Source organism: Agromyces soli (genome assembly GCF_022811605.1).
GTDB lineage: Bacteria > Actinomycetota > Actinomycetes > Actinomycetales > Microbacteriaceae > Agromyces > Agromyces soli.
Genome location: NZ_CP094533.1, coordinates 415,292 through 428,715, shown reverse-complemented (window position 1 = coordinate 428,715; position 13,424 = coordinate 415,292). Strand labels below are relative to the sequence as shown.

At 73.2% G+C, this 13,424-nt stretch carries 14 protein-coding genes and 2 tRNA genes; 10 read left to right on the top strand and 6 right to left on the bottom strand.

Translation table 11 applies throughout. The features are described 5' to 3' along the window. Window positions 1–43 precede the first annotated feature (43 nt). Genes MTP13_RS02060 through MTP13_RS02045 form a run of 4 tightly spaced genes read left to right on the top strand, consistent with a single transcriptional unit; the run spans window position 44 to window position 3,945 of the window. A complete protein-coding gene (locus MTP13_RS02060; protein ID WP_243569404.1) occupies window positions 44–1,042 on the top strand; it encodes a LacI family DNA-binding transcriptional regulator in 999 nt (332 codons plus the stop codon). A 35-nt stretch (window positions 1,043–1,077) separates the two neighbouring features. Next, complete coding sequence (locus MTP13_RS02055) at window positions 1,078–2,400, top strand: hypothetical protein (RefSeq protein ID WP_243569403.1); 1,323 nt, start codon at window positions 1,078–1,080, stop codon at window positions 2,398–2,400. Then, window positions 2,397–3,062, top strand: coding sequence for a hypothetical protein (locus MTP13_RS02050; protein WP_243569402.1), 666 nt, complete (start codon window positions 2,397–2,399; stop codon window positions 3,060–3,062). Before MTP13_RS02055 ends, MTP13_RS02050 begins: the two co-directional genes overlap by 4 nt. Window positions 3,063–3,120: 58 nt before the next feature. Next, entirely contained in the window at window positions 3,121–3,945 is an 825-nt protein-coding gene (locus MTP13_RS02045) for an inositol monophosphatase family protein (protein ID WP_243569401.1), read from the top strand. Window positions 3,946–3,990: 45 nt separating this feature from the next. Here MTP13_RS02045 and MTP13_RS02040 read toward each other — a convergent pair whose 3' ends face one another. After that, on the bottom strand, window positions 3,991–4,233 hold the full coding sequence (locus MTP13_RS02040) for a hypothetical protein (RefSeq protein WP_243569400.1): 243 nt from the start codon (window positions 4,231–4,233) through the stop codon (window positions 3,991–3,993). Between the two features lie 370 nt (window positions 4,234–4,603). Here MTP13_RS02040 and MTP13_RS18170 point away from each other — a divergent pair, with 370 nt between their 5' ends. Next, a complete protein-coding gene (locus tag MTP13_RS18170; RefSeq protein WP_279399753.1) occupies window positions 4,604–5,842 on the top strand; it encodes a M23 family metallopeptidase in 1,239 nt (412 codons plus the stop codon). Between the two features lie 89 nt (window positions 5,843–5,931). On the opposite strand, the gene MTP13_RS02030 is transcribed toward MTP13_RS18170, so the two are convergent. Next, window positions 5,932–7,692 (bottom strand): glycoside hydrolase family 13 protein, encoded by a 1,761-nt coding sequence (locus MTP13_RS02030; protein WP_243569399.1) that lies wholly within the window; start codon window positions 7,690–7,692, stop codon window positions 5,932–5,934. Between the two features lie 111 nt (window positions 7,693–7,803). On the opposite strand from MTP13_RS02030, the gene MTP13_RS02025 reads away from it, so the two are divergent. After that, window positions 7,804–7,875 (top strand) — tRNA-Thr (locus tag MTP13_RS02025). Between the two features lie 30 nt (window positions 7,876–7,905). Next, window positions 7,906–7,979: transfer RNA gene (locus MTP13_RS02020), tRNA-Met, on the top strand. 62 nt (window positions 7,980–8,041) lie between these two features. Here MTP13_RS02020 and MTP13_RS02015 read toward each other — a convergent pair. After that, on the bottom strand, window positions 8,042–8,512 hold the full coding sequence (locus MTP13_RS02015; RefSeq protein WP_243569398.1) for a hypothetical protein: 471 nt from the start codon (window positions 8,510–8,512) through the stop codon (window positions 8,042–8,044). Window positions 8,513–8,720: 208 nt separating this feature from the next. Between MTP13_RS02015 and MTP13_RS02010 the strand changes: the two genes are divergently transcribed. From MTP13_RS02010 to MTP13_RS02000, 3 genes are all read left to right on the top strand, one after another. Continuing rightward, the gene (locus MTP13_RS02010; protein ID WP_243569397.1) at window positions 8,721–9,215 is read left to right on the top strand and encodes a hypothetical protein; all 495 of its coding nucleotides are present in this window, start codon (window positions 8,721–8,723) and stop codon (window positions 9,213–9,215) included. Continuing rightward, window positions 9,212–9,664: a hypothetical protein gene (locus tag MTP13_RS02005; protein ID WP_243569396.1), complete on the top strand. Its 453-nt coding sequence runs from the start codon at window positions 9,212–9,214 to the stop codon at window positions 9,662–9,664. The genes MTP13_RS02010 and MTP13_RS02005 overlap by 4 nt, the downstream gene beginning before the upstream one ends. 307 nt (window positions 9,665–9,971) lie before the next feature. Beyond that, window positions 9,972–10,118, top strand: a complete 147-nt coding sequence (locus tag MTP13_RS02000) for a hypothetical protein (RefSeq protein ID WP_243569395.1) — start codon at window positions 9,972–9,974, stop codon at window positions 10,116–10,118. 7 nt (window positions 10,119–10,125) lie between these two features. Here the strand turns inward: MTP13_RS02000 and MTP13_RS01995 are convergent, their stop codons facing one another. The 3 genes from MTP13_RS01995 to MTP13_RS01985 form a co-directional block, all read right to left on the bottom strand. Beyond that, the gene (locus tag MTP13_RS01995) at window positions 10,126–10,689 is read right to left on the bottom strand and encodes a GIY-YIG nuclease family protein (RefSeq protein ID WP_243569394.1); all 564 of its coding nucleotides are present in this window, start codon (window positions 10,687–10,689) and stop codon (window positions 10,126–10,128) included. A 50-nt stretch (window positions 10,690–10,739) separates the two neighbouring features. Beyond that, window positions 10,740–12,287: a glycosyltransferase gene (locus tag MTP13_RS01990; RefSeq protein ID WP_243569393.1), complete on the bottom strand. Its 1,548-nt coding sequence runs from the start codon at window positions 12,285–12,287 to the stop codon at window positions 10,740–10,742. A gap of 69 nt (window positions 12,288–12,356) precedes the next feature. Next, window positions 12,357–13,346 (bottom strand): endonuclease/exonuclease/phosphatase family protein, encoded by a 990-nt coding sequence (locus tag MTP13_RS01985; RefSeq protein ID WP_243569392.1) that lies wholly within the window; start codon window positions 13,344–13,346, stop codon window positions 12,357–12,359. Window positions 13,347–13,424: the final 78 nt, after the last annotated feature.

Sequence of the window (13,424 nt, the reverse complement as noted above, 5' to 3'; positions counted from 1 at the left end):
GCGGAAAGGGTCTGACACAATGGCGGGGACTCGGGGAGGGCACGTGACGCCGGCGACGATCGTGGACGTGGCGCGAGCCGCGGGGGTGTCGAAGACGACCGCGTCCGACGCCCTGCGCGGGCACGGACGCGTCTCCGAGGCGACCCGCGAGGCGGTGCTGCGCGCGGCATCCGAGCTCGGCTACGCCATCAACCGCTCCGCGCGCTCGCTGCGCACGGCGACGACCGGGGCGATCGGGTTGTACATCCCGCAGGTGGTCTTCCGCAGCGAGCACTACCTCTCCTTCGTCTACGGCGTCGTCGACGTCGCGGCCGGCTTCGACTACGACGTCACCGTGATCGTGGCCGGCGAGGAGGCGCGGCCGAACTACGCCCCGCACGTCGACGGCCTCGTCATGATCGACCCGGCCGAGGGCGACGCCATGGTCGAGCGGCTGCTCGCCATGGGGCTGCCCGTCGTGTCCTCCGAGCGCTTCCCGAGCGGCCAGCAGCCGACCGGCGTGGTCTGGTCGGATCACGGCGCGTACACGAGGGTGCTGCTCGACCACCTCGCCGAGCGCGGCGCGCACCGCCCCGCTCTGCTCGCCTCGGCCACGGTCTCTGACTGGTCGATCGGCATCCAGGAGTCGTACCTCGCCTGGTGCCGCGACCACGGCGTCGAGCCCGCGGTCGCGGTCGCGACGTTCGGCACCGACGCGTCGCAGGCGCAGGCCGAGGCGGCCGCGATCCTCGAACGCGAACCCGACGTCGACGCCCTCATCGGCGCGAGCGACGGTTTCGCCGCGGCCGTCGCGCCCGTCGTCACGGCGGCCGGGCGGGTCATCGGCGAGGACCTGCTGCTCGCCTCCTGCGTCGACAACAGCGCGCTGCGCGCCATGCACCCCTCGGTCACGGCGATCGACACGAAGGGCGGTGAGGCGGGAGCCGAGTGCGCCAGGCTGCTGTTCCGGCTGCTGAGCGGTGAGACCGAGCGGGGCACCTCGATCGAGCTGCCGCTCGAGCTGCACGTGCGCGAGTCGACCCAGGGCCGCTCGCGGAGCTGACGCCCCGGGCCGACGGCGCACGCTAGCGTGGCTGGATGGCTCGGGCGCGCGGGGGGAACGGACGGCGTCGTGCACGCCGTCACCACGAGGCGCTGCCGACGCCGCGGCTGATCGCGGCGGAATCCGCGAAGGCCGTCGCTCAGGGGCTGCTCCTCGGGTGCGCGGTCGCGCTGCTGCTCGACTGCGCGGCGATGCTCCTCGCGCTCGCGGTGGTGCCCGACGCCGCGCTGGGCTCGACGGAACGCCTCGGCCGGGGGATCGTCGCCGCGGCGGCGACGGGCCTCGTGCTCGTCGGGGTGCTGCTCGGCGTCCTCGCGAGCGCGGCCCGGTTCGCGCTCGCCGCGTTCTACGCGGGCCTGCCGCCGAAGACGGACACGCTGCGGGACACCGTGCTCGTGCGCGGCCAGCTCGCGCGCACGCCCTCCACTCCCGCGTCGGTGAGCCTCATCGGTCTGGGCTCGCTGGCGCTCCTGGCCCTCATCCCGTGCGTCGCGCTCGCCGCCGAGCACGGCGGCCGGCTCGACGACGAGCTCAGCCGGGCGCAGTTCTGGCCGTGGGCCGTCGCCGCGGGCGCGCTGCTGGCTGCGGTGCTCGTGTGCGCGGCCGGAGTCTGGCTGCTCGTCCTCCGCGACCGTCGCTGGTGGCAGCGCCTCGGTTCGCAGCTGCCGAAGGGCGTCGTCGGCGACCGCGGCCCCGCCACCCGGATCACGACGCGGGCGATGCGGCGGGCCGAGCGTCGCGGCTGGGGCGCGCTCGACCGGGTCGCGCAGGCCGGGCGGATCGCGGTCGCGATCGGGGCCGGCGTCGTCTTTCTCGGCGTGTACCTCCGTCAGCCCGGCCTCTACGCCGATCCCGTCGCCTACACCCCCCAGGTCGAGCGGGTCATCGACGCCGGCACCGTCGTCGGCGCGGTCGTGCTCGCGCTCGGCATCCTGGTGCTCGCCGTCACCGGGGCGCTCGCGTTCCGCCGGACCACGGCCGCGCTCCGGCGGGCGGGGGCCGGCGACGAGCCCGCGCTCGAGGACCCCGCGCTGCTGCGCTCGGCGACGACGTCGCTCGTCGGTGCCGCGACGACGCTCCTCGTCTGGTGGACGGTCTGCGGCGTCGCCGCCGCGGGCTGGTGGTTCGCCGCCGCGGTCACCACGCCCGCCGATGGCTCCGCCGCCGCGCTCCGGTTGCCGTCGTTCGGCGAAGCCGCTCCGTTCCTCGCGGCCTGGCTCGCCGTGGGGGTCCTGCTCGTCGCCGCCCGCGCGGTGCTCGAGGCGCGCGGCCCGGCGCTTCGCAACCGCTTCGGCTACGAACCGCCGAGCGAGCCGGACGACCGCGAGTACCCCGATCTCCCGCTGTTCGGCCAGTGAGCCTCGTACTCATCCGCCCGGAGTCGCGCCCGTACCTGTCGTCCGCGGGACGAGCCGGCGCCCCGCCGGCCGATGCCGACCGTGCGGCGGCCGTGTTGCGCGCCGACGTCGAGCGCTGGTCGCGCTGGTGGCTCGGCCTGCTCGGCTTCGGCTGCGCCTCGCTCGGCGCCTTCGTCGCGATCGGGATGGTCGGCACGATCGCGGCCCTCGGCCTCCGCCCGCACCCGACGGACCTGGTGATCACCGTCCTCGCGGCGCTGCTCGGTCTCGCGGGCATCGCACTGCTCGTCGCCCTGTGGTGGAGCGGCCGACGCCTGCTGCGCGCGGCGGCCTGGTGGCTCCGGCTGCCGTACGCCGAAGGCGCGCGCGTGCCACGGGCCGGGGGCTGGGTGCGGGCGCGGCTCGTGAACCTCGAGCCGAGGGTGCTCGTGCGACTCGTCTCGGGCACGCTCGCCCTGCTGCTCGCCGTCAGCGGGATAGCGCTCGTCGTCCGCGACGTGAACGAGGGAACCGGCCCCATGACCGCCGCCGCCGCGGCCGTCGCCGCGATCGCACTCGCCGCCGGTGCCGGGCAGCTCGGCGGCGTGCTGCGGCTCGTCTCCGCGCTCGGCGAGGCCGACCCGCTGTGGGTGCGGATCCGCTCCCGGTTCACGCGCGGGTGAGCGGGCAAGGGCGGTGGCGCGCGAGCACCGTCTGCCGCGCGCCGCGTAGCGTGGGGGCATGACCTCCGCAGCCGTTCCGTCCCCGGCCGAGCTCCTCGGCCTCGCCCGCGACATCGCGGTCCGCGCCGGCGAGCAGGCGCTCGCCGCCCGGCGGGAGGGGGTGAGCGTCGCCGCCACGAAGTCGACCCCGCTCGACATCGTGACCGCGGTCGACCGCGACACCGAGGCGCTCATCCGGGCGCTCATCGCCGAGGAGCGCCCGGACGACGGCGTCTTCGGCGAGGAGGATGCGGCGCGCATCGGCACGAGCGGGCTCGAGTGGATCGTCGACCCCATCGACGGCACGGTGAACTTCCTCTACGGCATCCCGAACTGGGCGATCAGCATCGCCGTGGTCTCGGGCGGCGCCGACCCGGCCGAGTGGACCGCGCTCGCCGGGGTCGTCGTGAACCCCGTCTCCGGCGAGCTCTTCGAAGCGAGCAGGGGCGGCGGCGCGCGCCTCGGCGGCGCCGAGCTGCGTGTGAACGACCCGGTGCCCCTGTCGCGCGCGCTCATCGGCACCGGCTTCGGCTACGCCGCCGAGGTGCGCCGGGCCCAGGGCGCGGTCGCGGCGGCGCTCCTGCCCGACATCCGCGACCTCCGCCGCCTCGGTTCGGCCGCCCTCGACCTCTGCGCGCTCGCGGCCGGCCGACTCGACGGCTTCTACGAGACCGGCCTGAACCCCTGGGACCACGCCGCCGGGGCGCTCATCGCCCGCGAGGCGGGCGCGCTCGTCACCGGGCCCGGCGGTGCGGCCGAGTCGAGCGAGCTGCTCGTCGCGGCGGGCCCGACGCTCGCGCCGGAGCTGCGAGCCGCGCTGGCGGCGGCCGGACTGCCCGCCTGAGCCGACGCCCGCCGGCTCGGCCGCAGCGTCCCGACCCGAGCCGGATCACCCCCGCTGCGGGTCCTCCGGGGCGCGGCGTGCCCGCTCGTCGCGGAGCTGCTCGCGCACGCGCACCACGCCGCCGATCGCGGTGATGAGGAAGAACAGCCCGGAGATCGCGGCGATGACCGTGAACTGCACCGCGTCGCCCAGCTCGCGTGCCGGCGGGCCGCCGTCGGCCCAGGCCGACACTGCGGCGACGGTGAAGACCGTGGCGAGGGCGCCGAGCGGGACGAGGGTCACGACCATCCACACGATCCGTCCCGCCGCGGTTCGGGGCTGCTTCCGGTTCCCTGCGTGGAAGAGCGCGCCGGACACGGCTCAGCCCTCGACCGGTCGGGGACCGACCGGCGGGCTCGGAAGACGAGCGGCGGATGGCGTGCGCATGCTCCCGAGCCTAGGCGTGCTCCCCGCCGTTCGTCCGCGATCGCGCAGGGCGGGGTCGGGGGCGCGCGTACCCGACACGGCGCGTCGCCTGGAACGGTGGGGATGCCGGCTGCACCGCCCGCCGGGTGGGTGGCGCGATCGGCGTGCCCGGGGTAGCCTTTACCAATCTGTTACCCGAGCCCCGCTCGGAATGACGGCCCCTACGTCCGCCCCCAACGCCGAAAGCCCCTACGTGCTCGAGTCCCCCCTCGTGCCCGACGGTTCCACGCCAGGCACTCAGACCCCTTCGCGGTCTGAACGACCCCTGACCCGTCGAGAGCTTCGCGAACGGGAGCGCGCCGCCGAACTGGCGGCGACCCCCACGTCCCCCGCTCCGGCCGTCGTCGAGGAGCCCAGCGGCGTCGAGCTGTTCGACGCCATCATCTCGGGCGAGCCCGTGCCCGCAGAGGTCGTCGCGGCCGCCGCAGAGGCCGCGCCCGCCCAGGTCGAGCAGCACCCTGCCGCCCGCATCGCCGAGCCGCTGCCCGCGCCGGCCGAGGCGCAGCTCGCCGCCGCGGTGCCCGAGATCCCGGCCCCGAGCCCCGAGGCGCAGCTCAGCCGCCGCGCGCGACTCCGCGACGAGGCCCCGCAGGCGCGCTCGCGCCGCCTCGCCAAGCAGCCCGTGCCGACGACGCGGTCCGAGCCGACGGCGCCCGCCGCCGGCCGGCCGGCACGTTCCGCGAACGCCGCGTTCGCCGGCACTGCGCCCGCTCGCACGCGGCGCAGCGGCGCCAAGCTCACGAGCCTCGTCGCGATGGGCTTCGCTGCGATGCTCGCCGTCGCCACCTCCGTGCCCTCGCTGTCGCTGCTGAGCTCCGACGACGTGCAGGCCATGGCGCTCACCGGCACCGACTCCGGCCGCGAGGCGGGCCAGACGCTCGACACCAGCGGCGACGCGATCGCGGCCACCCCCGAGCTCGGCCTCGAGTCGTACAAGTCGCAGTCGATCGCCGAGTACGCGGCCGCCGCCGGCATCCGCCCCGAGGCGACGTTCACGAACAACCCGAACGGCACCATCCAGTGGCCCTTCGCGGTCGGCGTGCACATCGGCGACCGCTTCGGCTACCGCGACTGCGCCGGCTGCTCGAGCGACCACCACGGCCAGGACTTCAACCCGGGCCTCGGCGCCGACATCCAGGCCATCGCCGACGGCGTCGTCTCGCAGTCGACCGACGAGGGCGGCTCGCTCGGCACGGTCATCATGATCGACCACGTCATCGACGGGCAGACCGTGACGAGCGTCTACGCGCACATGATCGAGGGCTCGCGCACCGTCGAGATCGGCGACACCGTGCGCGTCGGCCAGACGATCGGCGAGACCGGCAACACGGGCATGTCGACGGGCCCCCACCTGCACTTCGAGATCCGCATCGGCGGCATCAACGGCACCTGGGTCGACCCGCTCGAGTGGCTGTACGCCAACACGAACTAGCCGGCACCGACTGATCGGGCCAGCACCGACTGAGCGGCCGGCGCCGGGCGGGGGTCGCTGCGCCGGCCCGTGGGTCGGCGCGGCGTGGTTCAGCGGGCGAGCCAGACTGTGGTGTCGGCAGGCAGGATGCCCCGGGCCAGGTCGCCCGAGGCGAGCAACGGCTGCGCGCCGGCCGCGGCGGCGTGCTCGTCGGGCAGCACCTGCGCGAGTGCGAGCGTGGTGTCGCCGGTGTTCGCGACGACGAGCAGCGCGCCGTTCGTGAAGGCCACGACGTCGGGGGTGTCGGGCGTTTCGACCCAGTCGAGGGTGCCTTTCGCGAGGCCGTGCTCGCGGCGCAGCGCCAGCGCCGACCGGTACATCGACAGGGTCGAGCCGGGCGCGTCGTGTTGGCGGTCGCGGGCGTAGTCGGCCCACTCGGCGGGTTGGGGGAGCCAGGAGGCCTGGGTCGGGCCGAATCCGTGGGAGGGGGCGGCGGCTTCCCAGGGGATCGGGACGCGGCAGCCGTCGCGGCCGTAGCGTTCGCCGTTCGTGCGGAACCAGGTCGGGTCCTGCCTGGCGTCGTCGGGGAGGTCGATGACCTCGGGGAGGCCGAGTTCTTCGCCCTGGTAGAGGTAGGCGGAGCCGGGGAGGGCGAGCATGAGCGCGGTCGCGGCGCGGGCGCGGCGCAGGCCGGTGGCGGGGTCGCCGATGCCGGGGGTGCGGGGGCCGACGCCGTGGCCCTGGAGGTTGCCGACGGTGAGGGCGAGACGGGTGGGGTGGCGTACGACGTCGTGGTTCGAGAGGACCCAGGTGGAGGGGGCGCCGACGGCGCCGAACGCGGCGAGGGACTCGTCGACGACGCGGCGGAGGGCGGCGGCCCGCCAGGGGGTCTCGAGGTAGGCGAAGTTGAAGGACTGGTGCATCTCGTCGGGGCGCACCCACTGGGCGACGCGGGCGAGCGGGTCGACCCAGGCTTCGGCGGCGAGGATGCGTTCGCCGGGGTAGCCGTCGAGCAGGGCGCGCCAGTCGCGGTAGATCTCGTGCACCCCCTCTTGCGCCCAGAATGGCGGCGCGTCGCCGGGTTCGGAGGAGATCTCGGGTTCGAGGGGGACGCCGGGCTCGGCGCTCGGCACGGGGCGTTCGGCGTCGGGTGCGTCGTCGGCGAGGCCGCCGGCGCCGCCCATGCTGCCGCCGGCGGCGGGCGGGGTCCAGTCGGGCAGGCCGTCGGCCTTGACGAGGCCGTGGGCGACGTCGACGCGGAAGCCGTCGACGCCGCGGTCGAGCCAGAACCGCAGGATGTCGCGGAACTCCTCGCGGACCTCGTCGTTCGTCCAGTCGAAGTCGGGCTGGGAGGAGTCGAAGATGTGCAGGTACCACTGGCCCGGCTGCCCGTCGGCCTCGGTCACGCGGGTCCAGGCGGGGCCGCCGAAGACCGAGTCCCAGTTGTTGGGCGGCAGCTCACCGGCCTGACCGCGGCCGTCGCGGAACAGGTAGCGGGCGCGCTCGGCGCTGCCCGGCCCCGCGGCGAGAGCGGCCTGGAACCAGGGGTGCTCGTTCGAGGAGTGGTTCGGCACGAGGTCGACGATGACGCGGATGCCTCGCGCGTGCGCCTCGGCGAGCATCGCGTCGAAGTCGGCGAGGGTGCCGAAGAGGGGGTCGACGTCGCGGTAGTCGGCGACGTCGTAGCCGGCGTCGTGCTGCGGCGAGGTGTAGAACGGCGAGAGCCAGATCGCGTCGACGCCGAGCTCGGCGAGCGCCCCGAGCCGGGCCGTGATGCCCGCCAGATCGCCCATGCCGTCACCGTTCGCATCGGCGAAACTGCGCGGGTAGATCTGGTAGATCACGGCCGTCCGCCACCACTCGCTCGTCATAGCGCTCACTGTACGCGACGGGTCCGACGGGCCCGTTCGCGGTGGCCGTCCTCGATTCGGCGGTGGGCCGCCGAGGTGCTATCCTCGAACGGTTGCCGAACGCGGCGACGCGCCCCGATAGCTCAGTGGTAGAGCACTTCCATGGTAAGGAAGGGGTCGTCAGTTCAATCCTGACTCGGGGCTCTGGTTCCCGGCTTCGGCCGGAGGCCTTGCGGCGGGGTAGCTCAGGTGGTTAGAGCACACGGCTCATAATCGTGGTGTCGCGGGTTCGAGTCCCGCCCTCGCTACCGAAAAGCCCGGAACTCATCGAGTTCCGGGCTTCTTTCGTCTGTGGACGCGGTGCGGTCGATTATCCGCCGTGGACGCCAACCACGAAGTCCTCAGTCGTGTTCTGCTTGCAGGCCCGTGCGATCGTGTCTCGGATTGCGAGGTACGCCGCGCTCGTCGGGTCGTAACTGAGTTTCGTGGGGTCGGATGCGTCGATCAAGGCAAGAAGCTCAGCCAATTCTGCTCGAAGCCCGCGCTGGTCCTTCGGCGCGAGCCTGATCGACTCGAACGCGGGCACCGTGGAATTGACTACGCGAACGTAGCCTTCCTCCGAAAGCACTCCGGCCGCCCGCTCGGCTTCAGCGTTCAACGTGATCGAATCGATCGAGCTGAGCGCCGCGCAGGTCGCTGCGATCGAGGCATCAGGTGTGCGGTCCATCGCCGCACTCGGCGCGACCGCAGTGGAGGCTCCCGAGTCTGGCGACGCGCACCCAGACAGGAGGCTGAGGCCGACGGCGATCGCGACGACGACGAGGCACCGGGACGTCTTCATGTTTCGACTCCGTTCACAGGGATCTGACCTAGTCGAACATATTCCGGGCCAGTCGGAAATGTACCAAATTGCCCATGTCCTGGGCCGAATGACCCATGTTCCTTTCCTCGGTCGGTCTCCTACCTTTTGAAGGAGTTGGTGGACGTCAGCAGGCACCATGCAAGGAGGACAAAGGGTGGTTCAAGGTCTGAAAATTGGAGTTGTCTCGGTGCTCACCGTCGCCACTGGCGCGCTCGGCGGAGTTGCATTCGCCTCGGCCGCTTCGGCAGCCGATCAGGGTATCTTGCCTGCGATCAAGGCGTACGGAAGTGAGTTCTACACGCAGGCGCAGATCGACGACGTCTGGCGCGACGTGACGGGAAACTGGTCGGCACCGCTGCCGGGCGGCAAGGAGTTCCCTGCAGGCGCGCCGGCGTTCTTCCATCCCACCGAGCCGAACAATGACCTCTACGAGGTCGGACTGCCGGTGGAAATCGCGGGACGGTACTGGCGATGCATGTGGCTTGACGAGGCCGTGCACGGTTCGAATGCCATCGATAGGTCCAGGGCGGCGAACTGGTTGGCCGACTTCGCAAAGATCCCCGAACTTGAAGGACGCATCGACAACGCGTATGACGCCAAGATGGCGGCCTTGGCGAAGCGCGGTGGGGTGACGCCATTCGAAGCAGAGCTCGATGTGGAATGCGCGGGGATCACAGAATGACCAAGATCACGTCTCGTGCCTTCCGGCGCGCAGCGCTGACGATGGGCGCAGCCTCTACTGCTGCCATGCTGATGCTCGGCGGCATGACCGCAGCGACGGCCGCAACCACTGGAATCAGTGGAACACAGGGCGTGCCTTCGACTGTCCACTGGAGCACGGCACGAACGAACACGTTCGCGAAGAACTCGGTCGCGTTCGATATCACCGACGACCCCGGCAGCGGCGGCAGCTTCATTCTCAGCCTGAGAAACAGTGCTGGAACCACATTCGCTTCAGGGACGTACACCGGGCAATCGGGTTGGATCACGATCAAGAACAAGAACGGAAACGCTTGGCAGCCTGCGGGCACCTTCTATCTCACGAGCTACATATCGGGCGCGTGCGGTGGTTCGGGATGCGGAGCCGTCTCCTGGGCGGCCAACCTCCAGTACAACGAACGGTACTTCTAGCCATCAGCACGACCAGCCAAGGTGCCCTGCCCATTCGGGTGGGGCACCGCGGTGTGCTTCTGCGGTCGGGGACGAAGCCCTCGAGATGCCCCTCGCGCCCCCGCTGTCAACCCCTATTCTGCAGCGCTCATGCGGGGTGGAATGAACCTGTCGCACTAGGGAGCGATCAACGCACGGAATGGGGTGGCCCGGGGAACGGTGCAAGGCCGCGAACCGGGCCTTTTCCGTGTCTGCGTCCGTGTCGCTGCGGGTCGTCGCGGGTCGGCGAGGGGTGCGCTCGTCGGAGGCGCGACGTACGGTCGAAGACATGAAGGTCACGATCATCGCGACGAACCCGGCCTCGGGCGAGGCGGTCGTCGTCGAGGCCGACGGCGCCGACGAGCAGACGGCGACGGCCGCGGCGAAGGCGCAGATCCCCGAGGGGTGGAAGGCCGTCAGCATCCGCCGGGTGTGATCCGCCCTCAGGCGAACGCGGTCGCGCGGGCCGCCACCCACTCGTCGTACTGCGCCCACGGATCGTCGACGCCGAGGGCGAGCGCGGCGACGTGCGCGTCGAGGGCGGCCGTGCGCTCGAACCACTCGGTGCCGGGGATGCGAGAGGCCGCGAACTGCTCGTGCCGGCGGCGCTCGCTCGCCCGGCCGCCGGGTTCGAGCGCGAGCAGCTCGTCGTGCGGGAGCGCGGCGACGCGGGCGCGCAGCCGGCCGCTCGTGCCGATCTTGATGCGGTCGTCGTAGCGCAGGTAGTACACGACCTCGACGATCGGGGCGCCGAACTCCCGGTCGGGCACGTCGCCGGCGCGCCAGCCGCAGCGCTCGCACAGCGTGCCGCCCGGGTACCGCAGCCCGACGCGACCGCCGCAGGCGAGGCAGGGCGAGAGCAGCAGACCGCGCGCGCCGAACTCGCCCTCGGCCCAGTCGAGTGCGATGGCGAGGTGGCTCGTGCAGAGGGCGAGCGGCGCGCCCGACGCAGTCGGGTTCGGGCAGGGGGTGCCCGAGGCATCCGTCAGTGCGCAGCGGTCGTCCACGTCTGCACGGTACGCCTCGCCGGCGACATCGACGCCGAGGGTGCCCCGGCTCAGCGCCGCGCGCGGACGGGCCGGAGCACGGCGCGCAGCACCGGGCCGAGCGGCGAGCGCGACACGGCACGGCGCAGCCGCTGCGCGCGAGAGGGCGGGGTCGCGCGGCGCCGCTCGAGGGCGCGCTCGAACTCCAGCGCCCACTTCGCGACGACCCGATCCTCGTCGAAGTCGCGGGCGGTCTGCATGGCGCGACGACGCATCGCCGACACCCGGGCGGCGGGCATCGCCTCCAGCCGCTGCACGGCGCGGGCGAGCCCGGCGACGTCGCCCTCGGGGACGAGGAAGCCGTTCCGCCCGTCGCGGATCAGGTCGGCGGGGCCGTAGCGGATGTCGTAGGCGATCGGCAGACACCCGGCCGCCATGCTCTCGACGAGGACGAGCGGGAACCCTTCCGAGCGCGAGCTCAGCAGCATGAACGAGGCTCCGTCGAGGTGCTGCCTGGCCGACGGGTCGTAGCCGTGCAGCACCACGCCGGGCGCCTCGGCTGCGAGCGCTTCGACCTCGGCGCGGCACTCCCCGTCGCCGTACACGTCGAGCCGCACGGGCGTCGCCCGCCCCGTGTTGGCGATCGCCATCGCGCGCACCGCGTCCTGCACCCGCTTGCGGCGGGTGAGCGCGGCGAGCACCACGCCGCCCGCGCGCGGGCGCACGATCGTCGGTGCGGCGTCGGCGCGGGCGGGCCGCGCGTTGGGGATGACGACCACGTTGGGGCGGGCGCCGACGAGCTCGGCGACCTCCTGCGCCTGACGCTTCGACAGCAGGGCGACGAGGTCGAACTCGTCGATGCGGTCGAAGACCTCCCGCCGGGAGGCGCGGACCGGATGCGTCTCGCCGCCGCCCGAGCGGTGCGAGGCGTGCACGACGTGCGCCGTGATGACGTGCTTGCGCCGGTAGCCGAGCATGAACGGGGCGATCGTCTTGCTGTCGACGACCATGAAGCTGCGTTCGCCGGCGGTGAGCGCGTCGAGCCAGGCCGTGTAGAGGTGCCAGATGCGGGCCCAGGAGCGCACCGGCTCGCCGTGCGCATCGCAGAGCACGACCGAGCGGCCGCCGAGCACGCCGCCCTGCTTCGTGTCGCGGCGGTCGCTCAGCAGCAGCGTGCCATCGGCGCGGAAGTGGTCGATCTGCAGCAGCCGACCGGACTCGTCGTGCCGGAGCCTGGCCATCACGCGGTCGCCGCGGCGCAGCAGCTCGTCGGCGTCGGCCTCGCCGAGCGGGGTGAAGGCATCGCGGTCGAGGCGGAGCGAGCCGCCCGGCAGCGGATGCTCCCGCAGCCACTCGTAGAGGTTCTGCAGCCGCACGCCGTCGGCGAGCGCGCCGCGGGCGCGGAGGGCCGCCGCGAGGCCCGGCACGTCGGGGTGGGCGTCGAAGGTCAGCACGTCGACCGGGGCGCCCGCGAGCCGCGCGAAGGAGGCGCAGCGGGCGAGCATCGCCTGGGTCATGCCGCCGTAGTCGCTCGGAATCGCCCACGTCACCGCGAACTGCCGCCCCCGCGGCATCCGCACCTGCGGCGCGGTCTGCGCCGCCATCCCCCGATCGCTCATGGGACGACGGTAACGGGGGAGCCTTGGCGCCGGCTGGGCGGCGGCTGTGCGGCGCGACCCCAGCCGCGCTCAGTAGCGCAGCGTCGTGAGCACTGCGAGGTGATCGCTCGCGCCGGCCGGCAGCACGGTGTTCTCGACCGGTGTCAGCCCGCGCTGGAAGAGATGGTCGATGCGGGCGACCGGGAACGCCGCCGGCCAGGTGAAGCCGAAGGACGGCTCCGATTGGCCGGGTTCGCTCAGCGTGCGGCGGATGCCCGTGAGTGCGGGATCGGTCGATGCCGCGTTGAAGTCGCCGAGCGCGACCACGCGCTCGTTCTCGTCGCGGTCGATGACGGCGGCGAGCTCGTCGAGCATGGTGTCGCGGTCGGACTGGGCGCCGGGCCGCAGCGAGGCGGCGTGCACGACGTAGACGCTGACGAGCCCCGCGGGCGCCGAGATGTCGACCGTGAGCGCCCGGTTCCAGCCGAGGCCGAGCTCGAGCGGCCGGGCGTTGGAGATCGGCGAGGTGCTCCAGATGCCGACGGTGCCCACCGCATAGGTATAGGGATGGCTCGCCTCGAGCGCGGCATCCGCCTGCTCCCTGGCGTCGCCCTCGAGCTCGGTGAGGGCGATGACATCGGCGCCGGCGGCGACGAGGGTGGTCGCCGAGTCGGCGGCCGTGCCCGAGAGGGCCTCGACGTTCTGGCTGGCGAAGACGAGCTCGGCCGGCGCGTCCGCGGCGTCCGCCGCGACCGCCGCGCCGTCGCCGTCCGGAGCGGGCAGCCAGGCGAAGGAGGGACCGACCGCGAAGGCCCAGGCGATGGCGGGCACGAGCGCGACCAACCAGGTGCGGCCGCGCACCGCGAGTGCGGCGACGAGCAGCGGCACCAGCAGGAGCCCGAGCCACGGCAGGGCGGTCGACACCGCCGAACCGACGAAGCCGGGCACGAGGCCGAGCAGGACGACGACCGTGAACGCGAGCGCCAGTACCGCGACGGCGCGGCGGCGGCCGACTCCGCGCCTCGCGCCGCGGGCAGGGGCGGCCGACGTGGCTGAGGGCGGGGGGAGCGTGCGCGTCATAGTCGAGAGCGGCCGTGGGGGACCAGGCTTCGACCGTAGCGCTTCGAGCTGCACAGGCGCTGAACATCCTGCGAGGAC